This is a genomic window from Sphingomonas sp. CFBP 13706 (genome assembly GCF_014842355.1).
In the GTDB taxonomy this organism is placed as follows: Bacteria; Pseudomonadota; Alphaproteobacteria; order Sphingomonadales; family Sphingomonadaceae; genus Sphingomonas; species Sphingomonas aerolata.
Map to the genome: position 1 here is coordinate 64,764 of NZ_JACYVM010000004.1, position 26,412 is coordinate 91,175.

Consider the following 26,412-nt stretch of genomic DNA (forward strand, 5'->3'; position numbering starts at 1 on the left):
TATGCGCGCACGCGATGCGCGGCGGCGCTAGCGGATCAGTCGTGCGACCTTCCTGATCGCGCGCCCGGCATATTGCCGCACGATGAAGGGATGTCCAAGGAACAGCCGGATGGCCTGGCCGCGCTTGCCCGACTGCACCGCGTGGCGAAATCCGTTCAAGGTCTCGAGCCGTCCAAGCGCCTGCCTGCGATCGTGCAATAGTGCGACCAGCTTGCCGTCACCGGCAACGTCGGAGCGTTTCGCCAGCGATGCGCTCATCGCAATCTGCGCCGTATAATCGACGGTCGTCTGGCTTTTGCCCGATGTGCGCAGCGTCCAGACATAGCCGGGTTGCGGGGTAATGACGAACTTTGCCCCGCACAGCATGGCATCGAAATACATCTTGAAGTCTTCACCATGGCGGATGGCCGGATCATAGCGAATGGCGTGGTCTTCGAGAAACTGACGGCGGAACATCGGTTTGAGCAAACCATAGTCCATGTCCTGGTTGAACGGCCGGGCCGCCGCAACGAAGGCGTGGCGGTCAATCTCGGTGGCGGACCGGATTGCCCGGATTTGTGGCGGGCTCGACGCCGCCTGGGCCTCGTCCAGAAATCGCACATTGTCCGCAACCATATCGGCGGCAAACGCACCGGCGACGTCGAGGAGGTGCCGCAACCGGCCGGGTTCGAAGGCGTCATCGGCATCGAGCACCGCGATCCACGGCGCGCGAGCCGCCGCAAATCCCGCATTGCGCGCCGCCGATGGGCCGCCGTTCCGGTCGAGCCGGATCACGGAGAGGTTTGCGACATGACCATAGCGCGCCGTCACGGCTGCGTGCGTGTCATCAGGACAATGATCGTCGACGACGATCACTTCGAGCGCGACGTCGGTCTGGGACAGGGCAGAGTCGATCGCCTTGCCGATGAACTGGGCCGCACGATAAGCCGGGATAACGACGCAGATCTCAGGCGTATTCATCTGAATTGCGCTCGTCGGCGAAACGCTATTTGGCATCTTCGAAGTCCTGGATTGAGCCGCCAAATGCGTACTTGACGGGCCTTAAGCGGACGTCCGCTCGAATTGCAATACACCGCGGGCTGCTAACCAAGGTCAAGACGGGACAGGTCAAATCGACGCCGCGTCGTAGATGATCGCGCGATTGGCGACACGTCGCCGTGCTTCCGTGTCAGCGACGTGGAGCGGCTCAGTTGTCGCTAAGCAACCTCAAGCGCATCGTGCGGTATCATGCCAATTGTCACGTGCGGCACGATCATACGGCCGAAAATGCCCCATATGGCGAGGATGAGCGTCAGACTTATCAGTTCGCCGCCATCTTCGACGAGCGTGCTGATCGTCTGAAAATGCCCGGGGCCGATCAGCATCTCATGAAGCTTGTCGACGACCACGGCGAAGAACGCGGTGACGCAGAAACCGAAGAGCAGCATGAGGGCGGGGGCGATGCGATCGCGAGCAAGCCTGACCATGCCCAACAGGGTCAGCGCCAGGGGAATGCCGGACAAGATTGCCTGCGCAAGAATTTCGCCATGAGGTCCGATCACGGCATACTGCGACAGCACCGCGCCGAAATGCTCGTGAAGCCGCAGCGAGTCGTCGGCGAGTACCACCAGAAACAGGAGCGCATAGGCCGCGTAGAAAAGCTCCTTCGCGTGGAGGAACGCATAGAGCGCGAGGCCGATGATCGTCAGTTCCTTGAGATATCCCCAGATCTCCATCAACGATCCGTCGACGGACGAGTAGAGCAGCTTACCATAGAGCATGCTCTCCGTCACATTCGCGTGCTCGACATAGGCCCAGCGCAGGAACATCCCGAGTATGACAAGGTCGATCGCTAGAATGACCCCCAGGCCGATCAGCATGGGTCTTGCAGCCGTGGCGATCATTTTTTTCATCACGGCCCCCAATTACCCTGTCACAAAACTGTAATGCGTTTGTTAACAGTTGCATAGGTGGTTTGGATGATGCGCCTTTTCGACGGCCTAGCCTGTTTGGGCAGGGCACAGGTTCGCGCTCCAGCGTTCGCCCGACTTTCAGCCGCGCAGATTAGGGTCTGGCTGTCATGATCGCCTGCGTCGGCGGACGCGCGCAGTCTGGACCGACGGGAATGGGGCTAGTATGGACGTCGCGTGCGTGGCCCCGTAGCTCAGCCGGATAGAGCACCAGATTCCTAATCTGGGGGCCAGTGGTTCAAATCCACTCGGGGTCACCACCACCGACATTATCAAGCGATCCGCCGCCTGCGGGCATCGCGACACGCGTCAGGGATGTAGATTGGCTGGCGACAGGGGGTGCCGTCTGGCGCGGCCCGGTCGCAACGTTGGGGAGCAATCAGGCGACGTTGACCCCTCCGCGGAGGTGGCAACGTCGCCTGGCGTCCCGGTCAGGCTTAGGCCTTGACGTGCTGCGAGATGTACTTGTTCATCTCGAACATGGTGCACTTGTCACGGCCGAAGACCTTCTTCAGCTTCTCGTCGGCGAGGATCTCGCGCTTGTTCTCAGGGTTCTGCAGATTGTGGGCCTTGATATAGACCCAGACCTTGCTGATCACTTCGCTGCGCGGGAGCTTGTCGTTACCGACGATCTCGCCGAGCTCGGGAGAGGGCTGGACGGGGGCGTGGATGCCGCCGGTCTTGGGAGCTGTAGCCATAAGCATTCCTTCCTGTTCGCATGCGTGCGTTAGGCACTGCACGCGTGGTCACGCCTTGTTGAGCGCGCCCGCCTTGTGCGCTGCCTTGCCGCCATTGTCACTCTTTACGATGAATTGCGGCTCGTCCTTGGACGCGCGGACGGTGTGGCCCTTGATCGTCGTGTCGCTGGTCTGCTTCTTTTCGACCGTGCCGTGCGCGGTGCCGCCGGGGGATTTCCAGGTGACTTCGTCGCCCTTTTTCGGATCCTTCATCACACCATCTCCTTGATATTCAACGATCAAGCGCAGAGGTGCGGGTTTTGTTGCATGATCCGCGGTTGCAGACCCAGGGGCTGCGGTTCATCTGATGCGCCACCAAGGAGACCCATGCATGAAGACCCGCGCCGCCGTAGCCTTCGAGGCGAAAAAACCGCTCGAGATCGTCGAGCTCGACCTCGAGGGACCCAAATCCGGCGAAGTTCTGGTCGAAATCATGGCCACGGGCATCTGTCACACCGATGCCTACACGCTCGACGGACTTGATTCGGAAGGCCTTTTCCCGAGCGTGCTGGGGCATGAAGGGGCGGGCATCGTCCGCGAGATCGGCGCGGGCGTCACCAGCGTCGCGGTCGGCGATCATGTCATCCCGCTCTACACCCCCGAATGCCGCCAGTGTAAGTCGTGCCTGAGCCAGAAGACCAACCTGTGCACCGCGCTCCGCGCGACGCAAGGGAAAGGGCTGATGCCCGACGGCACGACGCGGTTCAGCTACAAGGGGCGGCCGATCTTCCATTACATGGGCTGCTCGACCTTTTCGAACTTCACCGTGCTGCCCGAGATCGCACTGGCCAAGATCCGCCCCGACGCGCCGTTCGACACCTCCTGCTATGTCGGTTGCGGCGTGACGACGGGCGTCGGCGCGGTCGTCCACACCGCGAAGGTCCAGCCCGGCGATACGGTCGTGGTGTTCGGGCTCGGCGGGATCGGGCTGAACGTGATCCAGGGTGCGCGACTGGCGGGTGCAGGAATGATCGTCGGCGTCGACATCAATCCCGACCGCGAGGAATGGGGTCGCCGCTTCGGCATGACGCATTTCGCCAATCCCAAGGATGTGGGCGACATCGTCCAGCATATCGTCGCCCTGACCGACGGCGGTGCGGATTACACGTTCGACGCGACCGGCAACACGACCGTCATGCGCCAGGCGCTCGAGGCCTGTCATCGCGGCTGGGGCACGTCGATCGTGATCGGCGTGGCCGAGGCGGGCAAGGAGATCAGCACGCGGCCGTTCCAGCTCGTCACCGGGCGCAACTGGCGCGGGACCGCGTTCGGCGGTGCGCGCGGACGGACCGATACGCCCAAGATCGTCGACTGGTATATGGACGGCAAGATCGAGATCGACCCGATGATCACGCACCGCCTGACGCTCGACGAGATCAACAAGGGGTTCGACCTGATGCACGCCGGCGAGAGCATCCGCTCCGTCGTGATCTACTGAGGAATACGCCATGTTTAGCCATGTCATGCTCGGCGCCGACGATATCGCGGCATCGAAAGCGTTTTACGACGCGAGCCTGGGTGCGCTTGGCGTTCCCGAGGGCGTCGTCGATGAGTGGGGCCGGCTCGTCTATGCGCACGCTGGCGGCCGCTTCCTGCTGACCAAGCCGATCGACGGGCAGCCGGCCACCCACGGCAATGGCAGCACGATGGGGTTCGTCGCGACCTCGCCCGAGGCGGCGGACGCCTGGCATGCCGCGGGGCTCGCGCATGGCGGCACCGCCTGCGAGGATCCGCCCGGCGTCCGGCACGGCACCGCAGGTCGCACCCTGTATCTGGCGTATCTGCGCGACCCGTCGGGCAACAAGCTCTGCGCCGCTCATCGGGTCGCGTGATGGAGACGCTATCGACCAGCACGGCGTTCGGCGGCACGCAGGGCGTCTATCGCCACGCGTCGACCGCGACCGGCACCGACATGACCTTTGCCGTCTATATCCCGCCGCACGCGCCGGATGCGCGCTTGCCGGTTCTGTGGTTCCTGTCGGGGCTGACCTGCACGCATGCCAATGTCATGGACAAGGGCGAGTATCGCCGCGCCTGTGCCGAACACGGCGTGATCCTGATCGCGCCCGACACGAGTCCGCGCGGAGAGGGGGTTCCCGACGACGACGCCTATGATTTCGGCCAGGGCGCGGGCTTCTACGTCGATGCGACCGAGCAGCCCTGGGCCGCGAACTTCAACATGAAGCGCTATGTCGAGGACGAACTCCCCGCGCTGATCGCGGCGGAGTTTCCGATGGCGGACATGACGCGGCAGGGGATCACCGGGCACTCGATGGGCGGGCATGGCGCGCTGACGATCGCGCTGCGCAATCCCGACCGGTTCCGCAGCGTGTCGGCCTTCGCGCCAATCGTCGCGCCGCTGCACTGCCCCTGGGGTGAAAAGGCACTGACGGGGTATCTGGGGCCCGACCGTGCCGACTGGCGTGCGTACGACGCCTGTGCGCTGATCGCCGATGGCGCGCGGGTCGCCGACATCCTGGTCGATCAGGGGGAGGCCGACGGCTTCCTCGACGAACAGCTGAAGCCGGCGCTGCTGGCGGACGCGTGCGCGGCGGCGGGGATCGACCTGACGGTGCGGATGCAGCCGGGGTACGACCATAGCTATAATTTCATATCGACCTTCATGCCGGATCATGTCGCCTGGCATGCGGAACGGCTGCGGCGCGCCTGACACGCCGTCGCGCAAGCGATATGATGCGGCCCTTGTGTTCGGGCCGCGGACGGCCGCATGGCGCGGCGGGCGGGAGTCCGCTGCGATATTGTTGATATTATGATACCTCGGTCGGGCTTTCGTACCGAGGACCTTGCACGCCGTCCTGCGGCGGAATGATGGAGCGCTGTGATGATCGCCGAAACGCCTTTTGCCGATGCCGAGCCAGCCGTCGGCCCGGATGGCAAGCTGATCGTTCCGCAGGAGGTCGAGGCGGCGATCCGGACGCTGATCCGCTGGACCGGCGACGATCCGACGCGCGAGGGGCTGGTCGATACCCCGCGTCGGGTCGCGCGCGCGTGGAAGGAATATTGCGCGGGCTATGGCGACGATCCGGCGCGGCATCTCGAACGCGTGTTCGAGGAGGTCGGCGGCTATGACGAGATCGTGTTGCTGAAGGATATCCCGTTCCAGTCGCACTGTGAGCATCACATGGCGCCGATCATCGGCAAGGCGCACATCGCCTATCTGCCGCGCAACCATGTCGTCGGCATCTCGAAGCTGGCGCGCGTGCTGCACGGCTTTGCCCGCCGGTTGCAGGTGCAGGAGCGGCTGACCGCGGAAGTGGCCGACTGCATCTGGGAGCAACTGCAGCCGCAGGGCGTCGCGGTCGTGATCGAGGCGACCCATGCCTGCATGGCCGCGCGCGGCGTGCGGACGCCGGGGGTGACGATGGTCACCAGCCGGATGATGGGCGTGTTCCGCGAGGATGAGCGTAGCCGCAAGGAGGTGCTGTCGCTGATGGGCGCGCGCGCATGATCCGAACCGTCCTGGTCACCGGCGGGGCGAAGCGCTTGGGCGCCGCGATCGTCCGGCGGCTGGCGGCGGACGGGCATGCGGTGGTCGTGCATCAGGGGCATTCGCCCGAGGAAGCCGATGCGCTGGTCGACGAGATTGTCGCGACCGGCGGCCGTGCGGCGGCGGTCGAGGGCGATCTGAGCGATCTGCACGGGGTCGGCGATCTGTTCGCGGCGGCGCGGGGCGCGATCGGCGGTCCGATCGACGGGCTGGTCAATTGCGCGTCGAAGTTCGCGTTCGATCGGCCGCCCGCGGTCGACCCGGTGCTGTTCGCCGAGCTCGCTGCGATCAACTGCGGCGCGCCGGTGCTGCTCGCCTCGGCGCTCGCGTCGCAGGAGGATGTCCGTGACGGCGCGATCGTCAATCTGCTCGACCAGAAGGTCGCCAACCTCAACCCCGACTTCTTCTCCTATAGCTGCGGCAAGATCGCGCTGGAGGGGGCGACGGTGATGCTGGCGCAGGCGCTGGGGCCCCGGATCAGCGTCAACGCAGTGTCGCCGGGGCTGACGCTGCCGAGCGGCGACCAGACCGACGCGGAATTCGAGGCAGTGGCGAGCGACAACCTGCTCCAGCGCCCGGTCGGGGCGAAGGCGGTCGCCGATGCAGTCGCGTGGCTGCTGGGTGCGAAGGGCGTGACCGGGCAGAACCTGTTCGTCGATTGCGGGCAGCGGTTTCTGGCGCGCGACGGCGACGTGATGTTCGACCGGCATCATGGGGAGCGCAATGGCTGAGTTCACGACGATCCTCGACGGGCTCGAGGTGATGATGCGGCTGGGCATTTATCCGCACGAGGTGGCGCCGCAGCGCGTCGTCGTCTCGGTCGAGATGACGGTCGTGTATCCGGGGCCGCTCGGCGAAGATGCGATCGGCGAGGTGCTCGATTACGACTTCGTCCGCGCCGGGATCCTGGCGATGGCGGCGGAGCGTCCGTTCGCGTTGCAGGAGACGCTGTGCGAGGCGATCGCGGCGCTGTGCCTGGGTGACGCGCGGGTGCGGCGGGTCGAGGTCGAGACGATGAAGACCGACATCTACCCCGATGCCGCGATCGGGTGCCGGATCGTGCGCGAACGCGTGATCTAGTGGAGGCGATAGTCCCACGACCGGGCGCATTTGGTGCCCGTGAGCGGCGCCGATCCCGGCGCCGGCTCGTTCCCTGCCCATAACCCCCTATCCGGAGACTTATGGTGAACATTCTCGTCGTCCTTACCTCGCATGCCGATCTCGGCGATACCGGCCGCAAGACCGGCTTCTGGCTCGAAGAGCTTGCCGCGCCCTATTACGTGTTCAAGGATGCCGGCGCGACCATCACGATCGCCTCGCCGGCCGGTGGCCAGCCGCCGCTCGATCCGAGCAGCGCGAAGCCCGATGCGCAGACCGATGCGACGCGCCGGTTCGAGGGCGATGCCGAGGCGACGGCTGCGCTCGCCGACACGCGGAAACTGTCCGAGATGAAGATCGCCGATTTCGACGCGGTGTTCTATCCCGGCGGACACGGCCCATTGTGGGATCTGGCCAACGACCAGGCGTCGATCGCGCTGATCGAGACGACCATCGGCGCGGGCAAGCCCGTCGCGCTGGTCTGTCACGCGCCCGGCGTGTTGCGCGACGTGAGGGCGGCCGATGGCTCTCCGCTGGTGAAGGGGAAGACGGTCACCGGCTTCACCAACAGCGAAGAGGCCGCGGTCGGGCTCAGCGATATCGTGCCGTTCCTCGTCGAGGACATGCTCGCGCAGCAGGGTGGAAATTATTCGAAGACCGCCGACTGGGGCGTGCATGTCGTCGAGGACGGCCTGCTGATCACCGGGCAGAACCCCGCATCGTCGGAAAAGGCGGCACAGGCGCTGCTGGCGAAGCTCGGCTGAGCGAATGGCCACCGGCTTGACCGGTGGCCGCCCTTCTGGGTGTCAGGCGCGGTTGGCGGCGCTGAGGACGGCACGGACCGAGGCGGTGGCGATGTCGGTGTCCATGCCGACACCGAACACCGTCTTGCCCGCCGCGGTCCGGCATTCGACATAGGCCGCCGCCTGCGCGTCCGCGCCGTGGCCGATCGCATGCTCGTTATAATCCACCACATCGAGCGTCGGGCCGGTCGATTCCGCGATCGCCGCGATCACGCCCGAGATCAGCCCGTTACCGCGCCCCGAGATCGACCGTTCCTCGCCATCGATCGCGACGCGGCCGATGAAGACGCGCTGCCCCGCGGTGCCGCTTTCCTCATAGTCGCGCAACTCCACGCGATCGTCGGCGTGCGGGAGGTAGGTCCGCTCGAACAGCTGCCAGATATCCGCCGCATTCAGTTCGCGGCTCGTCTCGTCGGCATAGGCCTGCACGTGACGGCTGAAATCGGCCTGCAACCGCTTGGGCAGCTTCAGCCCCTTGTCCTGCTCGATCACCCAGGCGACGCCGCCCTTGCCCGACTGCGAGTTGACGCGGATCACCGCCTCGTAGCTGCGGCCCAGGTCGGCGGGGTCGATCGGCAGGTACGGCACCTCCCACAATGTGTCGTTCTTCGCCTCCTGCGCGGCGAATCCCTTCTTGATCGCATCCTGATGGCTGCCCGAAAACGCGGTGAAGACGAGGTCGCCGGCGTAGGGCGTGCGCGGGTGGACTGGGATGTTGGTGCAGTAATTCACGGTGTTCACGACCGCGTCGATGTCCGACAGGTCGAGCTTCGGATCCACCCCCTGCGTGTACATGTTGAGCGCGACGGTCACGAGATCGCAATTGCCGGTGCGCTCGCCATTGCCGAGCAGGCAGCCCTCGACCCGGTCCGCGCCCGCCATCATGCCGAGCTCGGCGGCGGCGACGCCGGTACCGCGGTCGTTGTGCGTGTGCAGGCTGATCGCGACCGAGTCACGATTGCGGATGTGGCGGCCGAACCATTCTATCTGGTCGGCATAGATGTTGGGCGTCGCGCACTCGACGGTGGCGGGCAGGTTGAAGATGATCGGGTTTTCGGGCGTCGGCATCAGGACGTCCATCACCGCCTCGCAGACCTCGAGGCTGAACTCGAGCTCGGCGGTCGAGAAGGTCTCAGGGGAATATTCGAACTGCCAGCGGACGTTCGGTTGCTTGGCGGCCTCGTCACGCAGCACCTTGGCGCCGTCGATCGCGATCTGCTTCACCTGCGCGCGGTCCATCCCGAACACGATCTTGCGCCAGGCGGGGCTGACCGCATTGTACAGGTGGACGATCGCGGTCTTCGCGCCGACGAGGCTGGCAAAGCTCGTCTCAATCAGGTCGCGGCGCGACTGCGTTAGCACCTGGATCGACACGTCGTCGGGGATCCGGCCGGTCTTGACCAGGCCGGATATGAAATCGAATTCGGTCGCGCCCGCGCTCGGGAAGCCGACCTCGATTTCCTTCAGCCCGACCTTGCAGAGCAGGTCGAAGAAGCGGGTCTTCTTCTCGGCATCCATCGGGTCGATCAGCGCCTGGTTGCCGTCGCGGAGATCGGTCGACAGCCAGCGCGGCGGCTTGACGATCGTCTTCGACGGCCATTGGCGGTCGGGCAGGTCGATTTGCGGGAAGGGTCGGTATTTGGTCGATGGGTCGCGCAGCATGGCTCGTGTCTCTCGTGATCGGGAGCGTTCGGGTCAGCCCTTAGGCGCGAGGCGCGGGGGCTGGCCACCACGCAAACGATCGGCGCGCCTAAGGGCGCGTAAGTCGAAGCAGCAGGAGGCGACCGTGAGACATTGCGTCTTCCCTATCGCGCGGACACGGTAAATGTCCAGCGCGATAGGGTCGGCGTACGTATTATTGCGCAGCGAATGCCGCGTTGATCGTCAGGTCGACCTTGTCCGACACGACGGGGGCATAGGCGCCGATGTTGAAGTCGCTGCGTTTGATCGAGGTCGTCGCGCGGAAGCCGAAGTTCAGCTTCTTGTTCATCGGGTTCGCGCCCGCACCGACGAACGTCGCCTGCAGCACGACGGGCTTGGTGACGCCCTTGAGCGTGAGATCACCGGTGATCACGGCCTTGTCGCCGGTCGCGACGACCTTGGTCGAGACGAACTTGGCGGTCGGATAGGTCGCGGCGTCGAAGAAGTCCTTCGACTTCAGATGGCCCGCGAACGGCGCGGACGTGACCGAGAGCTGGTCGATCGCGAAATTGACCTCGACCTTGGTCGCGTTGGGCTTGGCCGGATCGATCGTGATGCTGCCACCCGATGCGCCGAGCTGCCCCTCGAGCATCGAGAAGCCCATGTGGTTGAGCTGCCACGTCACCTGCGTGTGGTTGGCATCGACCGCATAGGTACCCGCGGCGACACGCGCCTTGACGGGGGCGCCGGGGACGGCGGCAGTCTGCGCCAATACGGGAGCGGCGGTGAGGGCGAGGATGGTGGCTAGGGCTAGGCGCATGCGGGGTCTCCTGTTGAACGCGCGATGCTGGCCGAGCGGAGGGAGCGCGTCAAATGACGTTATGCCAACGCTGTGTTTCGGATTTGGGTCGGTGGGGGGTGGGGGGAAGGCACGCTCGCTGTTGTTCCCCCGCGGATGCGGGGGCCCAGCTGAACCACGATCACCGCCCGAGACCCTGGACCCCCGCCTTCGCGGGGGAACGGGTGTGGTTGGGAACGGCAGTGGTGTGGGAACGGGGAGGAGAGCGGTTACCCCCCCCAAAAAAAACAACCACCCCGGCGAAGGCCGGGGCCCAGTTGGGGGACGGTGGTAACGGAAGACGGCGCTTCGTTACTCCGGCCTTCCCAACTGGGCCCCGGCCTGCGCCGGGGTGAGGTAGCGTCGTGCAGGGGGCAAACGGAAGCCGTTCCCCACGCCCGCCCGTCGGCCACGGCGAAGCCGCGCCCTATGGGCGGGCTCCGTCGTGCCGGCCGCGCTCGCGCTTAGTTGCGCTCGCGATCCACCAGCGCGTTCTTCCCGATCCAAGGCATCATGCCGCGCAGCTCGCTGCCGATCTTCTCGATCGGATGCGCCAGCGCCTGCTTGCGCGCCGCCTTAAGCTCGGGCTGGCCCGCGCGGTTGTCGAGGATGAAGTTCTTCACGAACCGGCCCGACTGGATGTCGGCCAGTACGCGCTTCATTTCCTTCTTCGTCTCGTCGGTGATGATCCGCGGACCCGTGGTGATGTCGCCATATTCGGCGGTGTTCGAGATCGAATAGCGCATGTTGGCGATGCCGCCCTCATAGAGCAGGTCGACGATCAGCTTGGTCTCGTGCAGGCACTCGAAATAGGCCATTTCGGGGGCGTAGCCGGCTTCGGTCAGCGTCTCGAACCCGGCCTGGATCAGGTGGGTGATGCCGCCGCAGAGCACGGCCTGCTCGCCGAACAGATCGGTCTCGCATTCCTCGCGGAAATTGGTCTCGATGATCCCCGAGCGACCGCCGCCGACGCCCGATGCATAGGCAAGCGCGATGTCGTGCGCGTTGCCCGACTTGTCCTGGTCGATCGCGATCAGGCAGGGGACGCCGCCGCCGCGGACATATTCGCTGCGCACGGTGTGGCCGGGGCCCTTGGGCGCGATCATGATGACGTCGAGATCGGCGCGCGGCTCGATCAGGCCGAAATGGACGTTCAGGCCGTGCGCGAACGCGATCGTCGCACCCTGCTTCAGATTGTCGTGCAGGTCAGTCGCGTAGATCGCGGCCTGATGCTCGTCGGGCGCGAGGATCATGACGATGTCGGCCCAGGCCGCCGCCTCGGCGTTCGACTTGACCGCGAAACCCGCCTCGATCGCCTTCTTGGCGGTCGGCGAGCCCTCGCGCAGCGCGATCGCGACGTCCTTGACGCCCGAATCGCGCAGGTTCTGCGCGTGCGCATGGCCCTGCGAGCCGTAACCGACGATCGCGATCTTCTTGTCGGTGATCAGGTTCAGGTCGGCGTCGCGATCGTAATAGACACGCATTATATTCTTCCTTCTTTCGTCATTCCGGCGAACGCCGGAACCCAGGGTTCCAGGCGGCGCCGTTCGTGGCTCTGGGTCCTGGCGTTCGTCAGGATGACAGGTAAATTCAGGCCGGTTCTTTGCCGCGGGCGATCGCGACGATTCCGGTTCGGGCGACTTCGATCAGGCCGACTTCGCCCATGAGTTCGACGAACTTGTCGATCTTGTCGATCCCGCCGGTCACCTCGAACACGAAGCTCGACGTCGTCGCATCGACCACGCGCGCGCGGTAGACGTCGGCGAGGCGGAGCGCCTCGATCCGGTGGTCGCCGGTGCCGCGCACCTTGACCAGCGCCAGTTCGCGCTCGACGTGCGCACCTTGCGCGGTCAGGTCGGTGACCTTGTGGACGGGGACGAGCCTGTCGAGCTGCGCGAGGATCTGCTCCATCGTCGCGGGCGATGCGCTGGTGACGATCGTGATCCGGCTGACCGCCTTGTCGGCGGTGATCTCCGACACGGTCAGGCTCTCGATATTATAGCCGCGCGCGGTGAACAGGCCGGCGATCCGGGCGAGGATGCCCGGCTCGTTGTCGACGATCACGGCGAGCGTATGCCGCTCGGCCTTTTCCTGGGAAATATGCATCAAACCAGTGCCTTCGCTTCGTCGTCCATCGTGCCCGACACTTCGTTCGCCTGCAGGATCATGTCGGTATGCGCAGCACCGCTCGGAATCATCGGGAAGCAGTTGGTCAGCTGCGACACGCGGCAGTCGACGATCACCGGGCCGTCATGGGCCAGCATCTCCGCGATCCCGCTGTCGAGCTGGTCGCGCGTCTCGATCAGGATGCCCTTCCAGCCATAAGCCTCGCCCAACCGGACGAAATCGGGCAGCGAATCCGAATAGCTCTCGGCATAGCGGCTCTCATAGGTGAGCTCCTGCCACTGGCGGACCATGCCCATATACTGGTTGTTGAGGATGAAGATCTTCACCGGCAACCGGTATTGGGTGGCGGTCGCCAGCTCCTGGATGTTCATCTGGATCGACGCTTCGCCGGCGATGTCGATCACCAGCGCGTTCGGATTGCCGAGCTGCGCGCCGATCGCGGCGGGCAGGCCATAGCCCATCGTGCCGAGACCGCCGCTGGTCAGCCATTTGTTCGGCTTTTCGAAGCCGAAATGCTGCGCGGCCCACATCTGGTGCTGGCCGACCTCGGTCGTAATGATCGGGTTGCGTGCCTTGGTCGCGTCGAACAGCGCCCGGATCGCGCGCTGCGGCATGATCTCGTTCGGGTCGTTCTCGGGGAAGTCGAGGCACTTCACCGCACGCCAGCCGGCGATCCGCCGCTGCCAGTCGGTGGTGTCGGGCTTGGGATGCTGACGGCTCTTCCAGATCCGCACCATGTCCTCGAGCGCATGGCCGACGTCCGCGATGATGCCGAGATCGACGCGCACCGTCTTGTTCACCGACGAGCGATCGATGTCGATATGCACCTTGCGCGAATTCGGGCTGAACGCGTCGAGCCGTCCGGTCACGCGGTCGTCGAACCGGCTGCCGAGCGCGACGACGAGGTCGGCCTGGTTCATCGCCATGTTGGCCTCGTAGGTGCCATGCATCCCGAGCATGCCGAGCCACTGCTCGCCGCTCGCCGGATAGGCGCCGAGGCCCATCAGCGTCGACGTCACCGGCGCGCCGGTGATCCGGACGAGCTCGCACAGCAGCTGGCTCGCGGCCGGGCCCGAATTGATGATGCCGCCGCCGGTGTACAGGATCGGACGTTCGGCCGCGGCGAGCATGTCCACCAGCTGCTCGATCTGGCTCTGGTCGGCCTTCACCTGCGGGCGATAGGTCTTGTGCTGGATCGGGCCGGGCTTGGTGTAGCGCGCGGTCGCGACCTGCACGTCCTTGGGGATGTCGACGACCACCGGCCCCGGACGACCCGAGGTGGCGATGTGGAACGCCTCGTGGATCACCCCGCCGAGCTTGGCCGGATCCTTCACGAGATAATTATGCTTCGAACAATGGCGCGTGATGCCGACGGTATCGGCCTCCTGGAACGCGTCGGTACCGATCAGCGCGGTCGGCACCTGACCGGTGATCACCACCATCGGGATCGAATCCATCAGCGCATCGGTGATCCCGGTGACCGCATTGGTCGCGCCGGGCCCCGAGGTGACGAGCACCACGCCGGGCTTGCCGGTCGAGCGGGCATAGCCCTCCGCCGCATGCGTCGCGGCCTGTTCATGGCGCACCAGGATGTGCTTGATCCGGCCGCTGCGAAACAGCGCGTCGTAGATCGGCAGCACGGCACCGCCCGGATAGCCGAACACGACCTCCACGCCGAGATCGCACAGCGCCTCGATCAGGATATCGGCTCCACTCTTCTCGGTCATCACGTCAAAATCCTTTCGAATGCGCCGCCTTTAGCGCCTCGTGGAGGGGGCGGCTACCGATATAAAATATGCGTGTCAAACATCACTTTAGCAATATAGTTTCAAATTGCTGCAAGCGCGTTGGAAAATCGAGCGCAGCGGTGCGCGTCCAGGCGGCCGGCGGTTGGTGGCGAAGCCAGGTATATTGCCGCTTGGCATAGCGCCGCGTAGCGAGCGATCCGGCCGCGATCGCGTCGGTTTTTGACATCTCTCCGCGAACGAGCCCGGCGATCTCGGGGACGCCGATCGCGCGGCGGATCGGCGCGTCCTGCGGGATGTCGGTGCGGGCGAGGAGTGCGGTGACTTCCGCTTGGCTGGTTTCGGCCATCTCGGCGAAGCGCTGGTCGATGCGCGCGTTCAGCCAGTCGCGGTCGGGGATCAGGATCAGCGCGCGGACGTCCAGCCGGTCGCCGATCCCGCCCACCCGTTTGGTCTGCCAGTCGGCGAGCGTGCGGCCGGTCCCGCGGACCACCTCCAGTGCGCGCGCAACGCGCGTGGTGTCGGCGGCGTTGAGCCGCGCGGCGGCGCGGGGGTCGAGCAAAGCGAGCGCGGCATGCGCCTCGGCGACCGGGAGCGCGCGGACCTGCTCGCGCAGATCGGGGTCGATCGCGGGGACGGGGGCGATGCCGTCGAGCAAAGTGCGGATATAGAGCCCGGTGCCGCCGACCAGGATCGGCAGTCTGCCCTCCGTCACCACGTCGTCGATTGCGCGCGTCGCCTCGGCGGCCCAGCGCGCCGCCGAATAGGTCGCGTCGGCGGCGTCGACATGGCCGAACAGGCGGTGCGGGACGCTCGCTTCCTCTTCGGCCGAAGGACGCGCGGTGAGGATGCGGAGATCGGCATAGACCTGCGCGGAATCGGCGTTGATGACGACGCCGTCGTGGCGCGCAGCAATGGATAGCGCGAGCGCGGACTTGCCGCTCGCGGTCGGCCCTGCGATGAGCGCGACCTTCGGGAGATGTTCTATGTTCACGGCAACGCTTATAGCCTCGGGCACGCTGACCGCAGGCGATATTTCGTCCGCGATGGACCGGCTCCGCGATGCGGGTTGCGCACCGGGTGCGAGCGGCTGGATCGACGAAGGCGACGCCGCCGACCTGTTCTTCGGCATGGCACCCGACGCGGCGCGGACCGCGCTCGAAGGGGCGTTCGGCAAGACCGATGTGGTCGTGCAGTCGAGCCTGACCCGGATCAAGGCGCTGCTGATCGCGGACATGGATTCGACGATGATCACCGTCGAGTGCATCGACGAGCTCGCCGACTATGCGGGGATCAAGCCGCAGATCGCCGAGATTACCGAACGCGCGATGCGCGGCGAACTCGATTTCGACGCGGCGCTCGATGCGCGCGTCGCGCTGCTTGAGGGGCTGGCGGAGAGCGACATCGAACGCTGCCTCGCCGAACGGGTCCGGATCATGCCGGGCGCCAAGGCGCTGGTGCGGACGATGCGCGCCCGAGGGGCCGCGACGGTGCTCGTCTCGGGCGGGTTCACGCGTTTTGCTGAGCCGGTCGCGCGCGAGATCGGTTTCGACCGCGCGATCGCCAATGTCCTGAAGGTCGAGCGCGGCGTGCTGACGGGGGCGGTCGAAAAGCCGATCGTCGGATCGCAGACCAAGCTGACGACGCTGCGCGCGGCAATCGCTGACGGGCAGCTGGTCGAGGGACAATCGCTGGCGGTCGGCGACGGCGCGAACGACCTGGCGATGATCGAAGCGGCCGGCCTGGGCGTCGCGTATCACGCCAAGCCGATCGTCGCGGCGGCGGCGGCGGCGAGGATCGACCATGGCGATCTGACCACGCTGCTCTACGCACAGGGGCTGCCCCGTGCGGCGTGGGTAAACGATTAATCCCCGTCACCGCGTCCGTAGGCCGCCGAGTCCCACTTTGGTGATCCAGGTTAAGGCCGTGCACCATATCTCAGCTTGCCAAGTCACGCGCAAAATTTAGGGGTCGCGCCAAAGACTTGCGATTGATTGGCTGAGACGAATGGATGCTGGCTGGGACTATGAACGCTTCAAGGCGTTCACCTGTGCGGACGACGACGACATTGATACCTTCCGCCGGCTCGCCGGGCCAACGATCGGTTTGAAGCGTGGCGAGATCCTGCGGATGCAGGGGGAACCTGACCCGCAGGTCTATATGCTGCTGAGCGGCTGGGTCGCGTGCAGCATCATCGTCGGCGAGAGCGCGCGGCAGATCGTCAAGGTTCATCTGCCCGGCGATCTGGTCGGGATGCCGAGCCTTGCCGCCCCGACCGCGTGTGACACGATCGAAGCGGTCTCGACGGCGAAGCTCGGCGTGATCGAGACCGCAGCGATCGGGCAGGTGTTCAGCAGCAACCCGCGGCTCGCGGCATTGCTGTTCCTCGTCTCGCAGCAGGAGCGCGTGTTGCTGATGGAGCGGCTCGCGTCGATCGGGCGGACCAGCGCGGCGAGCCGGATCGCCGCGCTGATCCTCGAACTGCGCACCCGGCTGCGGCGCAACGACCCGACGATCGAGAATGTCGTGCCGGTGCCGCTGACGCAGGAGGATATCGGCGACATGACCGGGCTGACCCCGGTCTATGTCAACCGGACGCTGCGCCAGCTGCGGACCTCGGGGATCGCGACGTGGCGGCGCGGGGTCATCACGATCGACGACCGCGACGCGCTGGCGGTCCTCGCCGCGTTGCCGCAAAGTCCGGAACGCGACACGAGCTGGATTCCGAGCCGGCGCGGCTGAACGCCGGGCGTGTCGGGATGCGTCACGGGGCGACGATGACGCAGGGCTGGCCTGACGCGGCGCAGGCGCGCGTCGCGTCCGCCCGGCTGGCGAACCCGCCCGCCTGCAGCCGCGTCACCGGTCCCGCCGCGACATAGCTGGGCTGCGCGCCGCCCAGCCTGCCCTTGACCTTGCCCCACAGCGTCTCGGCATTGCCGCGATCGCGGAACGCGCCAAGCTGGATCCGCCATTTCCCCGACCCGGCCACCGGCTTCGCTGCTGGCTTCGGCACGGGCTTCGGCGCCGGCTTGGGCGCGGACGCGAGCCGGGGCGGGGTGACCGGTGCGGGTCTGGTCGCGGCTTGCGAGGCAGCACGCTCCGGCGCAGCGCGCGGGGGCACCGGCGCGGGGGACACGGATGAGGCGGGGACCGTGGTGCGCGCGACCGGCGTCACCGGCCGGGGAGCGGGCTGGGGAGCGGGCCTGGCAGGGCCGGTGGCCGAGATCGGCGGTGGCGACGCGGACGACAGGCCCGACCGCGCGATCTTTTCCTGCGCGGCATAGCGTTCGGCGAGCGCCGTGCCGCGCTGGCGGTCTTCGGGGGAGATATACTGGTCCATCTGCGCCAGCGTCTGCGAGGCCGACTGCAATCCCGACGTGCTCGCGCGCGACATCAGCGCATAGGCGCGCGGATAGTCGCGGGGGACCGCGTCGCCGTTGAACAACATCGTCCCGAGCACGAGCTGCGTCCGCGGTTCGCCGCGCGCCACCGACTTTTCGAGCCAGGGCAGCGCGTCCGCCTTCTTGTTGGCCTGGAACAGCGCGAGGCCGTAATTGTCCTGCGCCTGGACATGACCCTGCAGCGCCGCCTTGCGGAACCAGCTTTCGGCGAGCGCGGGGTCGAGCGTGACGCCGCGGCCGAGCTTATAGGCCTGGGCGAGATTGAACTGCGCATCGGCGTCACCCGCGATCGCGAGCGGACGCCACTGGTCGATCGCGGACGCATAGTCGCCGCGGCTCCAGGCATCGACGCCGGCCTTCACGTCCGCCGCGGCCGGCACCGCGCCCAGCGCCGCTACCGTCGCCGCCGCGCCCAGAATCAGGTTGCGCATCGAGTACCTCGTTAAAGCCAAATGATGATCGTCATGTCGCGATAGCCCGGCGAAGGCAAAGATCGGGTTAAACCGTGCGCCGGTCGGGTGCGGGGGCGCGGCACGTCGTCGTAACGGCTTGGGAACCACGCGTTAACCGCTTCTTATCCGCTGGCATGGCATCGCGTGCCTTGGTTGACGAGACGTAAGGGGGCTTATGCGCGTTCTGGCGATGGCATCGCAGAAAGGCGGGTCGGGAAAGACGACTCTGTCCGGGCATCTCGCGGTCCAGGCGGAGCGCGCCGGGCAGGGGCCGGTCGTGCTGATCGATATCGATCCGCAAGCGTCGCTGACCGACTGGTGGAACGAGCGCGAGGCGGAGGCGCCGGCGCTGGCGCAGACCACGGTCGCGCGGCTCGCCGCCGATCTCGAAATCCTTCGCCAGCAGGGGTTCAAGCTCGCGGTGATCGACACGCCGCCGTCGATCACGGTCGCGATCCAGACGGTGATTCAGATCGCCGAGCTGATCGTCGTCCCGACCCGGCCGAGCCCGCATGACCTGCGCGCGGTCGGCGCGACCGTCGATCTGTGTGATCGCGCGGGCAAGCCGCTGATCTTCGTCGTCAATGCCGCGACCCCCAAGGCGCGGATCACGGCCGAGGCGATCGTCGCGCTCTCTCAGCACGGCACCGTCGCGCCTATGACAATTCACCAGCGCACTGATTTCGCCGCCTCGATGATCGACGGCCGCACGGTCATGGAGGTCGATCCCAAGGGCAAGTCCGCGGCGGAGATCGAAGCGCTCTGGACCTATGTCACCGACCGGCTCGAAAAGAATTTCCGGCGCACGGTGTTCAGCGTGCCCAATGCAGGTGCGGGGTTCGGGCAGCGCGGGCCCGCGCCGGGCTTCGGCCGGCGGGTGGTCGGATGAGCGCGATGCCCGCCCGCCCGCCCGTCCAGTCGCATTCCGAATCGGCCGACGTGCCGAAGCCGCTGGGCTCGCTGTCGGCGTCGCTGCTGGCGCGCAAGGGCGACGCCCGCCCGGCGATGCGGCCGCTCGCGCTGGGTACCGCCACGGCCGAACCCGTCGAGGATGATGCCGCTCCTATGGCGTCGGTGACGTTTGCGACCGCACGCCGGATCGCGCGCGAGAGCGCGACCAAAACGCGCAACGGCAAGGCCGCCTTCACGCTTCGCCTCGACAGCGACCGGCATGTCCGGCTGCGGCTGGCGAGTGCGATGACGCGGCATTCGTCGCAGCACCTGGTGACGCTCGCGCTCGATGCCTTTCTCCAAAATCTGCCCGAGGTCGATGCGCTCGTTGCGCAGCTTCCCGTGACCAGGGCCCCGAAATGAACCGGTGGGATCATAGCCGATGACGACACGAATCCTTCTTTCGATGGGGCTGTCGGCCCTTGTACTGGGCGGCACGATGGTCGGGTGCAGTGCGGGCGAGACCGGCCGCGGTCTCGCGTCGGCGAGCGATCGCAACGCCGATCTCGAGGCCAAGGCGGGCGCGGTGAACGCGCACCGTGCAGAGGTCGCGCTGGCCCGGCACGATGGCGGCGCCGCGGTCTATTTTGCCGAGGCGGCGGTGGCGATGATGCCGCAATCGGCGGCCTATCGGCTGCTGCTCGCGCAGGGCTATCTCCAGGCGGGGCGGTTCACGTCGGCGCGACAGGGGTTTGCCGACGTGCTGGCACTGTCGCCGGCGGACGGGAAGGCGGCGCTCAACCTGGCGCTGACACAGATTGCCGGTGGCGACACGCAGGGCGCGCGGCAGACGCTCGAACGCAACGCATCGATCATACCGCCGAGCGATCGTGGCCTCGCGCTGGCGCTGGCGGGCGATGCAGGCGGCGCGATCGGGCTGCTGACCGAGGTCGCACGCTCGTCCGAAAGCAATGCCAAGGCCCGGCAGAACCTGGCGCTCGCGCTCGCGCTGGCAGGCCAGTGGCAGGCCGCGCGCGTCGTTGCCGCCGCCGATCTCGCGCCGACCGAGGTCGATGCGAGGCTCGAACAATGGGCGCGTTTTGCTCAGCCGACGACGTCATATGATCAGGTCGCCGGCCTGCTCGGCCTGCGTGCGGTCGCCGATGCCGGCCAGCCCGCCGCGCTCGCGCTTAACCGCGCACCGCTCATGCCGACGGTCTCGCCGATCGAGGCGCTGGCCGCGGTCGAACGCAGCGCGCGTCCCGTCGCACTGGCCGAAGCGGGATCGACTTCAGCCCCGTCGAGGATCACCTTCGCCGCGCCGCGCGAGGTCGTTCAGGCCCTGCCCGGCGGCATGCCGACGATGCTCGCCAGCCGCAGCGAGGGCGCCGTGCTCGCCGCGCGAGCGCAACGCGGCGTGCGCGCGATCCCGGCGGGGACGGGCGACTGGTATGTGCAGATCGGTGCCTATGACAATGCCGGCGTCGCCAAAGCCGCCTGGAGCCAGGCGACGCGTCGCTTCGACGGCTTCTCCGGCCGCCAGCCCAACGGCATGGCGTTCAGGACGAATGGCGAGGCCTATTACCGCCTGTCGGTTGGCGGGTTCGGTCGCGACGAGGCGGATCAGGTCTGCCGGCGCTACCGCGCGACCGGCGGCGCGTGCTTCGTCCGGCAGGGGGCCGGCGACCAGATGGCGCAGTGGCTGCGCGGCGGCGGCGTCGAGGTCGCCACCCGCTGAATGACGGGTGAGATCCGACGCGCGATGCCCGTCAGATCTCGCGGCCGCCTTTCCAGACGCGCAGGACCTTGCCCTGAACCGGCAGGCCGTCGAACGGCGTGTTGTTCGCGCTGGCGGCGAACGCGTCACCAGTGATCTGCCACGGCGCCTGATCGTCGAACAGCAGCAGATCGGCGGGCTTGCCGACCTTGAGCGTTCCGGTGTCGAGCCCGAGCACGGCGGCCGGGTTGCAGCTCAGCAGCGCGAACAGCCGCGACAGCGTCACCCGTTCGTCGCGCACCAGCATAAGCGCGAGCGGCAGCAGCGTCTCGGCCCCCGCCATCCCGGCGCTCGAATCGGCGAAGGGCAGGCGCTTTTCCTCTGGTCCGCGCGGATCATGCGCCGAGCAGATCACGTCGATCGTGCCGTCGGCGACCGCCGCCAGCGCCGCCTGGCGATCCGATTCGCTCCTGAGCGGCGGCGAGAGATGCGCGAAGCTGCGGAAGTCGCTGACCGCGATGTCGGACAAATGGAGATGCGCGGGCGTGATGCCGCAGGTCACCGCCACACCGCGGCGCTTGGCGGCACGGATCAGGTCGAAGCCCGCGGCAGTCGTCACCTGGCGGATGTGAAGCCGCGCACCGGTGTCCTCGGCCAGCATCAGGTCGCGCGCGATCGCCAGCGCCTCGGCGATCGCGGGGGCGGCGGGCAGGCCAAGCCGGGTCGCGGTCTCGCCTGCGGTCGCGACGGCGCCCGCGGTCAGTCCGCCGTCCTCGGCATGCGTGACGACCGCGATGTCGAGGTCGCGCGCATAGGCGAGCACGCGGTGCATGACGCCGCTGTCGGCGATCCAGCCCTTGCCGGTGCCGACCGCGCGCGCGCCCGCCGACAGGCAGACCGCCATCTCGGCAAGGTCATGCCCGGCCAGCGCCTGAGTCGCGGCGGCGATCGGGTGGATCCACAGGTCGGGCTTGCCGATCAGCGCGGCGCGCTGGACGATGCCGGGATCGTCGAGCACGGGCGACTGGTCGGGCATCAGCCCGACGCGGACGATCCCGCCCGCGCGGAACGTGGCGCGGTCGATCCGCGCCACGCCAAGATCGACGATGCCGGGGGCGAGCGTCTTGCCCGCGCAGTCGATCGTCTGCGCATCGGCGGGGATCTCGACCAGCCCGGTCGCGACGACGACGCCGTCGCGGATCAGGAGATTGCCCTTGCTGATCCCGCCGACCGGGCAGACGAGCGTCGCATTGGTGAGCGCGAGGATCATGCCCAGCCCTCCACGCCGCGCGCGCGGCGGGTCAGTACGTCGAGGCACGCCATGCGGACCGCGACGCCCATCTCGACCTGCTCGGTGATCGCGGAGCGGGCGTGATCCGCGACCGCTGAATCGATCTCGACGCCGCGGTTCATCGGCCCGGGGTGCATCACCAGCGCATCGGGCGCCGCGCGCGCGAGCCGTTCGAGCGTCAGCCCGTAACGCATCCGGTATTCGCGCGTGGAGGGCACGTACGCGCCGTCCATCCGCTCGTTCTGCAGGCGCAGCATCATGACCACGTCGGCGCCCTCCAGCGCGGCATCGAAATCGGTGAACGCGGTGACCCCCATCTTGTGGATCGCCGCGGGCATCAGCGTCGACGGCGCGCAGACGCGGACCTCGGCGGCGAGCGCGGTAAGTGCGAGGATGTTCGAACGCGCGACGCGGCTGTGCAGCACGTCGCCGCAGATCACGACACGCTGCCCCGCGATCGATCCGCGGCGGCGGCGGATCGTCAGCGCGTCGAGCAGCGCCTGGGTCGGATGTTCGTGGCGGCCGTCGCCTGCGTTCAGGACGGGGCAGTCGACCTTGTCGGCGATCAGCCGCACCGCACCGCTCGCCATGTGGCGGATGACGATGACGTCGGCGCGCATCGCGTTCAGCGTCATCGCGGTGTCGATCAGCGTCTCGCCCTTCTTCACGCTCGACTGCGCGGCGTGCATGTTGACGACGTCGGCGCCGAGCCGCTTGCCCGCGATCTCGAACGACAACAGCGTGCGCGTGCTGTTCTCGAAAAACGCGTTGATCTGTGTCAGGCCCGCGAGCCTTTTGTCGGGGGTCGCGTGGGTGCGGTTCGCCTCGACCCAGGTTTCCGCCTCGTCGAGCAGGAACGCGATTTCGTGCGGCTGGAGCCCGTCGATCCCGGTGAGGTGCCGGTGCGGGAAGACGGCGCCGCCCTCGATAAGGGTGGCGGGGCGGTGATCTGAACGTTGCATCAAGCGCGCTGGGTAGTGGGCTGCGGCGGCGGGGGCAAGGTTCGTCGCTCGACGCGGGGTGGTTAACCCGGTTTTAGGGGCGGCCTGCGATCAGGGACACATGGTGGGGACTGATAACGAGACTGACGTGACCACGCAGCGCGCGCGGTGGTGGGAGCACGGCCGGGTTATGGTCGCGCTCGTTGTCGCGGCGGCGGTGCCGTTGTTGTGGCCCGCGTTGCCGCCGCTGGGCGATCTGCCGGGGCATATGGGGCGGTGGCACATAGCGATGGCGCTGGGGGATTCGCCCGATTTAACGCGCTATTATACGTTTCACTGGGCACTGATCCCCAATCTGGGGATGGACCTGGTGGTGCCCGCGCTCGCCCTTATCATCGGATTCGAGTCCGCGACGAAGCTGGCGGTGATCGCGATTCCGGTGGTGACGGTCGCCGGCCTTTTATGGACCGCGCGCGAGGCGCACGGGCGCGTGCCGCCGACCGCGATCCTTGCGGTGCCGCTCGTTTATGCCTGGCCGTTCCAGTTCGGGTTCGTCAATTTCGCGCTGTCGCAGGCGCTGGCCTTTTGCGCGCTGGCCGTCTGGATCCGCTGGGGGCGTGAGGGGCGGTTTGCGGTGCGCGCGGTGGCATTCGTTGCAATCGCGCCCGTGCTGTGGGTGGCGCACAGCTTCGGCTGGGGGATGTTCGGGTTGATGGCGGCGGCCGCCGAACTCGCGCGGTTGCGGGCGGCGGGGCGGGGCTGGGGCGCAGCGCTCGGCGGGACCATCAGCCAGTGCCTGCCGCTCGCGGGGCCGCTGGGCATCATGGCCTTCCAAGCGGGGCTTGGGTCCGGGCACGGGGAAGCCGGGCTCGGTGCGTCGGACTGGTTCAACATGCCCGCCAAGGTCGGGTGGATCCTGTCGATTTTCAGGGACCGGTGGCAGGCGTTCGACCTTCTGTCGCTGATCCCGCCTGTCCTCGTCCTTTATGCCGCGGCGCGCAGCCATGACTGGCGGTTTTCGCAAATTCTCGGCTGGCCTGCGCTGGCGTGTCTGGCGGCGTTCGTTGCGTTGCCGAGGTTGCTGATGGGGGGCGCCTATGTCGATATGCGGATCGCGCCTGCCATGGTGATGCTCGCGCTGATCGCGATCGCGCCGCCGGTGACGGGGAAGGCGACGCGGATGACCGCGTGGCTGGCGGTGCTGTTCGTCGTTGTCCGTCTGGGCGGCACGACATTGAGCTTTGTCGAGCGCTCTGCCGAGCAGCAAAGCGAGCTTTCCGCCATTGCTGCAATCCCGCGCGGCGCGGCGGTTTTGTCGCTGGTCGCACGGCCCTGTTTTGGCGCATGGACCGATCTGCGGCGCGATCACCTGCCTGGGCTGGCGATCGTCCGGCGCGACGTCTTCACCAATGTTCAGTGGGTGATCGAGGGCCAGCAACTGCTGAGCATCCGGCATCAGGCCGCCGCCCCCTATCTCGCCGATCCGAGTCAGAGCGTTTTTCCTGCCCAATGTTCCGATATCGGGTCCAACTTCAGCGCAGCGATCGCCGGCTTCCCGCGCGCGGCGTTCACGCATGTCTGGACGATCGGGTATCCACCGGGGGCTGCGCAGGCCGCGGACTTGCGCGTCGTGTGGACCAACGGGACGTCGACTTTGTACCGCGTGGCGGGGCGCCGCGTCGTCCGCTAGATCTGCGCGGTCACCAGCGCGTCGATCGCGCCCTGGAGGATGTACGCCGCCGCCATCTTGTCCACCAGCTCGGCGCGCTTGGCGCGGCTGGCGTCCTGTTCGATCAGCGTGCGCGTGACCGCGACGGTCGACCAGCGCTCGTCCTGCAGCAGGATCGGCAGCCCCATGTCTTTCAGGTTCTGTGCGAACGCACGGGTCGATTGCGAACGCGGGCTTTCGCTGCCGTCGAGGTTGATCGGCAGGCCGATGACGAGCCCGACGACCTTCTGCGCCGTGATCATCTCGGCAAGCGCGGCCTTGTCCTTCTGGAACTTGGTGCGGCGGATCAGCAAAGCTGGGCTCGCGAACGACCAGCCCGCATCGCAGAGCGCGGTGCCGATCGTCTTGGTGCCGACGTCGAGGCCGATCAGCCGCCCGCCATTCGGGAGCGCATCGCGGAACTGCGCGGGGGAGAGCGTGATCATCGCGTGAACGCCGCAAGACGGCGGTTGGCGTCGGCGCGCACATTTGCCCAGAACAGCGGATAGTCGTAGACGTGGTAGTTATTCCCGGGGAGCACGTAAGGCCCGAGATCGGGGCCCTCACCGATCAGCAGGATACCCCGGTCGCCGCAGCGCGCGGGCACGTTGCCGATCGACAGCGTCGCGCTCGACAGGTCGGCGGAGGGCACGAGCGTACCGAGATTGGCGGTCGCTGGCGCGCCGGCATCGGCGGTCCCGGTCAGCGGGTTGGTGCAGATCATCGGCGTGCCCTTGCGCGGTTGCCCGTCGAACCCGGTGGTCCGGTCATAGGTCTCGACGACGAGCGACGGATCGGCGGGCTCGGAAAAGCTTTCCCATGACAGGATGCAGCCGGTCTGGTCGGCGCTGCGGCATTCGGCCAGGCCCATCCGCGGCAGGTCGGTGACGCGCGAGACCGGCCAGCCGACGACATAGGCGGCGACGATCCGCGCCTTCAGCTTCGGGTCGGTCGCGATCCGGTCACGCAGCAGCCGGGTGAGGTGGAGCGCGCCCTGGCTGTGTCCGGCGAGGATAATCGGGCGGGTCGGGCCGGCTTCCTTGAGGAACCGGTCGAACGCGGCGGTGACGTCGCCGTATGCGAGCGCGAGCGCGCGTTCGCTGTCGGCCTCGCTGGTCAGGAACGCGCCGAACGTCGCCTGGCGATAGCGCGGTGCCCAGATGTCGCCCGCGCCGTTGAACGCGCTCGCCTGGCCGCGCAGGAACAGTTCGGCTCGGGCATTGGTCTCGGGATCGTCGATCGGCGCGTTCCAGTGGTCGCGGCTGATGTACGAGGTCGGGTGGATGAAGAAGATCGCCGCGCCCGTTCCCGGGGTCCCGGGCGCATAGCCTTCGGGTGTCCAGAGCGCGGGATTGCCGGGGCGATCGGGGCGCGCGAGCCACAGGATCTTGCGCGCATAGATGTTCGCGGGCGCCTTGCGCTGCGCCTGGAACGTCTCGCTCGGGACCATCGCGATCCGCATCAGCTCGGTCCCGTACAGGCGATAGGCGAGCAGCGCGGCGATCGCGAGGACGATCATCGCGGTGACGAAATAGAGAAACTTGCGGGCCAAGCGGGACCTTCCG

The 26,412-nt window shown here is 67.1% G+C and carries 28 protein-coding genes and 1 tRNA gene; 14 read left to right on the top strand and 15 right to left on the bottom strand.

Annotated elements, in window-relative coordinates; genetic code table 11:
- Positions 1–27 precede the first annotated feature (27 nt).
- Positions 28–960 carry a glycosyltransferase family 2 protein gene (locus IFS44_RS09075; RefSeq protein ID WP_192098264.1) on the bottom strand — a complete coding sequence of 311 codons (933 nt, stop codon included), beginning with the start codon at positions 958–960 and terminating at the stop codon, positions 28–30.
- A 236-nt stretch (positions 961–1,196) separates the two neighbouring features.
- On the bottom strand, positions 1,197–1,892 hold the full coding sequence (locus IFS44_RS09080; RefSeq protein WP_192098265.1) for a hypothetical protein: 696 nt from the start codon (positions 1,890–1,892) through the stop codon (positions 1,197–1,199).
- Between the two features lie 240 nt (positions 1,893–2,132).
- On the opposite strand from IFS44_RS09080, the gene IFS44_RS09085 reads away from it, so the two are divergent.
- Positions 2,133–2,209, top strand: a tRNA-Arg gene (locus IFS44_RS09085).
- 177 nt (positions 2,210–2,386) lie between these two features.
- Here IFS44_RS09085 and IFS44_RS09090 read toward each other — a convergent pair.
- Positions 2,387–2,647 (bottom strand): SWIB/MDM2 domain-containing protein, encoded by a 261-nt coding sequence (locus IFS44_RS09090; protein WP_031394799.1) that lies wholly within the window; start codon positions 2,645–2,647, stop codon positions 2,387–2,389.
- 48 nt (positions 2,648–2,695) lie between these two features.
- Positions 2,696–2,899, bottom strand: coding sequence for a DUF2945 domain-containing protein (locus IFS44_RS09095; RefSeq protein ID WP_031394798.1), 204 nt, complete (start codon positions 2,897–2,899; stop codon positions 2,696–2,698).
- A 118-nt stretch (positions 2,900–3,017) separates the two neighbouring features.
- On the opposite strand from IFS44_RS09095, the gene IFS44_RS09100 reads away from it, so the two are divergent.
- The 7 genes from IFS44_RS09100 (at position 3,018) to IFS44_RS09130 (ending at position 8,056) form a co-directional block, all read left to right on the top strand.
- The gene (locus IFS44_RS09100; protein ID WP_192098266.1) at positions 3,018–4,124 is read left to right on the top strand and encodes an S-(hydroxymethyl)glutathione dehydrogenase/class III alcohol dehydrogenase; all 1,107 of its coding nucleotides are present in this window, start codon (positions 3,018–3,020) and stop codon (positions 4,122–4,124) included.
- 10 nt (positions 4,125–4,134) lie between these two features.
- The gene (locus tag IFS44_RS09105) at positions 4,135–4,518 is read left to right on the top strand and encodes a VOC family protein (RefSeq protein WP_192098267.1); all 384 of its coding nucleotides are present in this window, start codon (positions 4,135–4,137) and stop codon (positions 4,516–4,518) included.
- Positions 4,518–5,357 carry an S-formylglutathione hydrolase gene (gene fghA, locus IFS44_RS09110; protein WP_192098268.1) on the top strand — a complete coding sequence of 280 codons (840 nt, stop codon included), beginning with the start codon at positions 4,518–4,520 and terminating at the stop codon, positions 5,355–5,357. Before IFS44_RS09105 ends, fghA begins: the two co-directional genes overlap by 1 nt.
- Before the next feature lie 171 nt (positions 5,358–5,528).
- Complete coding sequence (folE, locus tag IFS44_RS09115; protein WP_107932321.1) at positions 5,529–6,155, top strand: GTP cyclohydrolase I FolE; 627 nt, start codon at positions 5,529–5,531, stop codon at positions 6,153–6,155.
- Entirely contained in the window at positions 6,152–6,925 is a 774-nt protein-coding gene (locus IFS44_RS09120) for an SDR family NAD(P)-dependent oxidoreductase (RefSeq protein ID WP_192098269.1), read from the top strand. The genes folE and IFS44_RS09120 overlap by 4 nt, the downstream gene beginning before the upstream one ends.
- Positions 6,918–7,274 carry a dihydroneopterin aldolase gene (locus tag IFS44_RS09125; protein ID WP_031439104.1) on the top strand — a complete coding sequence of 119 codons (357 nt, stop codon included), beginning with the start codon at positions 6,918–6,920 and terminating at the stop codon, positions 7,272–7,274. Before IFS44_RS09120 ends, IFS44_RS09125 begins: the two co-directional genes overlap by 8 nt.
- A 104-nt stretch (positions 7,275–7,378) precedes the next feature.
- Positions 7,379–8,056 (top strand): DJ-1/PfpI family protein, encoded by a 678-nt coding sequence (locus IFS44_RS09130; protein ID WP_192098270.1) that lies wholly within the window; start codon positions 7,379–7,381, stop codon positions 8,054–8,056.
- A 42-nt stretch (positions 8,057–8,098) separates the two neighbouring features.
- Here IFS44_RS09130 and leuA read toward each other — a convergent pair whose 3' ends face one another.
- The 6 genes from leuA to miaA all read right to left on the bottom strand — a co-directional run bounded on the left by leuA (position 8,099) and on the right by miaA (position 15,440).
- On the bottom strand, positions 8,099–9,757 hold the full coding sequence (gene leuA / locus IFS44_RS09135; RefSeq protein ID WP_192098271.1) for a 2-isopropylmalate synthase: 1,659 nt from the start codon (positions 9,755–9,757) through the stop codon (positions 8,099–8,101).
- A gap of 193 nt (positions 9,758–9,950) precedes the next feature.
- On the bottom strand, positions 9,951–10,556 hold the full coding sequence (locus tag IFS44_RS09140; RefSeq protein ID WP_056680256.1) for a YceI family protein: 606 nt from the start codon (positions 10,554–10,556) through the stop codon (positions 9,951–9,953).
- Between the two features lie 482 nt (positions 10,557–11,038).
- Positions 11,039–12,058: a ketol-acid reductoisomerase gene (ilvC, locus tag IFS44_RS09145; RefSeq protein ID WP_107932328.1), complete on the bottom strand. Its 1,020-nt coding sequence runs from the start codon at positions 12,056–12,058 to the stop codon at positions 11,039–11,041.
- 106 nt (positions 12,059–12,164) lie between these two features.
- Positions 12,165–12,680: an acetolactate synthase small subunit gene (gene ilvN, locus IFS44_RS09150; protein WP_031395186.1), complete on the bottom strand. Its 516-nt coding sequence runs from the start codon at positions 12,678–12,680 to the stop codon at positions 12,165–12,167.
- Positions 12,680–14,428 (bottom strand): acetolactate synthase 3 large subunit, encoded by a 1,749-nt coding sequence (locus tag IFS44_RS09155; RefSeq protein WP_031439772.1) that lies wholly within the window; start codon positions 14,426–14,428, stop codon positions 12,680–12,682. The genes ilvN and IFS44_RS09155 overlap by 1 nt, the downstream gene beginning before the upstream one ends.
- Before the next feature lie 82 nt (positions 14,429–14,510).
- On the bottom strand, positions 14,511–15,440 hold the full coding sequence (miaA, locus tag IFS44_RS09160) for a tRNA (adenosine(37)-N6)-dimethylallyltransferase MiaA (RefSeq protein WP_192098272.1): 930 nt from the start codon (positions 15,438–15,440) through the stop codon (positions 14,511–14,513).
- On the opposite strand from miaA, the gene serB reads away from it, so the two are divergent.
- Complete coding sequence (gene serB / locus IFS44_RS09165; protein WP_192098273.1) at positions 15,433–16,314, top strand: phosphoserine phosphatase SerB; 882 nt, start codon at positions 15,433–15,435, stop codon at positions 16,312–16,314. The genes miaA and serB overlap by 8 nt on opposite strands.
- 139 nt (positions 16,315–16,453) lie before the next feature.
- Positions 16,454–17,188, top strand: coding sequence for a Crp/Fnr family transcriptional regulator (locus IFS44_RS09170; RefSeq protein WP_192098274.1), 735 nt, complete (start codon positions 16,454–16,456; stop codon positions 17,186–17,188).
- 22 nt (positions 17,189–17,210) lie between these two features.
- Here the strand turns inward: IFS44_RS09170 and IFS44_RS09175 are convergent, their stop codons facing one another.
- A complete protein-coding gene (locus tag IFS44_RS09175; protein WP_192098275.1) occupies positions 17,211–18,278 on the bottom strand; it encodes an SPOR domain-containing protein in 1,068 nt (355 codons plus the stop codon).
- 196 nt (positions 18,279–18,474) lie between these two features.
- Here IFS44_RS09175 and IFS44_RS09180 point away from each other — a divergent pair, with 196 nt between their 5' ends.
- Genes IFS44_RS09180 through IFS44_RS09190 form a run of 3 tightly spaced genes read left to right on the top strand, consistent with a single transcriptional unit; the run spans position 18,475 to position 20,928 of the window.
- Positions 18,475–19,188: a ParA family protein gene (locus IFS44_RS09180; protein ID WP_031441008.1), complete on the top strand. Its 714-nt coding sequence runs from the start codon at positions 18,475–18,477 to the stop codon at positions 19,186–19,188.
- Positions 19,185–19,613 (top strand): hypothetical protein, encoded by a 429-nt coding sequence (locus tag IFS44_RS09185; protein WP_446740847.1) that lies wholly within the window; start codon positions 19,185–19,187, stop codon positions 19,611–19,613. Before IFS44_RS09180 ends, IFS44_RS09185 begins: the two co-directional genes overlap by 4 nt.
- Positions 19,614–19,632: 19 nt before the next feature.
- Positions 19,633–20,928, top strand: coding sequence for an SPOR domain-containing protein (locus IFS44_RS09190; RefSeq protein WP_192098277.1), 1,296 nt, complete (start codon positions 19,633–19,635; stop codon positions 20,926–20,928).
- A gap of 31 nt (positions 20,929–20,959) precedes the next feature.
- Here IFS44_RS09190 and IFS44_RS09195 read toward each other — a convergent pair whose 3' ends face one another.
- Complete coding sequence (locus IFS44_RS09195; RefSeq protein WP_192098278.1) at positions 20,960–22,177, bottom strand: dihydroorotase; 1,218 nt, start codon at positions 22,175–22,177, stop codon at positions 20,960–20,962.
- Entirely contained in the window at positions 22,174–23,160 is a 987-nt protein-coding gene (locus IFS44_RS09200; protein WP_192098279.1) for an aspartate carbamoyltransferase catalytic subunit, read from the bottom strand. The genes IFS44_RS09195 and IFS44_RS09200 overlap by 4 nt, the downstream gene beginning before the upstream one ends.
- Positions 23,161–23,287: 127 nt before the next feature.
- Here IFS44_RS09200 and IFS44_RS09205 point away from each other — a divergent pair, with 127 nt between their 5' ends.
- Positions 23,288–24,829 (top strand): hypothetical protein, encoded by a 1,542-nt coding sequence (locus tag IFS44_RS09205; protein ID WP_162235348.1) that lies wholly within the window; start codon positions 23,288–23,290, stop codon positions 24,827–24,829.
- Here IFS44_RS09205 and ruvX read toward each other — a convergent pair.
- Both ruvX and IFS44_RS09215 read right to left on the bottom strand, forming a co-directional pair.
- The gene (ruvX, locus tag IFS44_RS09210) at positions 24,826–25,293 is read right to left on the bottom strand and encodes a Holliday junction resolvase RuvX (protein WP_107932342.1); all 468 of its coding nucleotides are present in this window, start codon (positions 25,291–25,293) and stop codon (positions 24,826–24,828) included. The genes IFS44_RS09205 and ruvX overlap by 4 nt on opposite strands.
- Entirely contained in the window at positions 25,290–26,399 is a 1,110-nt protein-coding gene (locus IFS44_RS09215) for a DUF3089 domain-containing protein (protein WP_192098280.1), read from the bottom strand. Before IFS44_RS09215 ends, ruvX begins: the two co-directional genes overlap by 4 nt.
- Between the last annotated feature and the right edge of the window lie 13 nt (positions 26,400–26,412).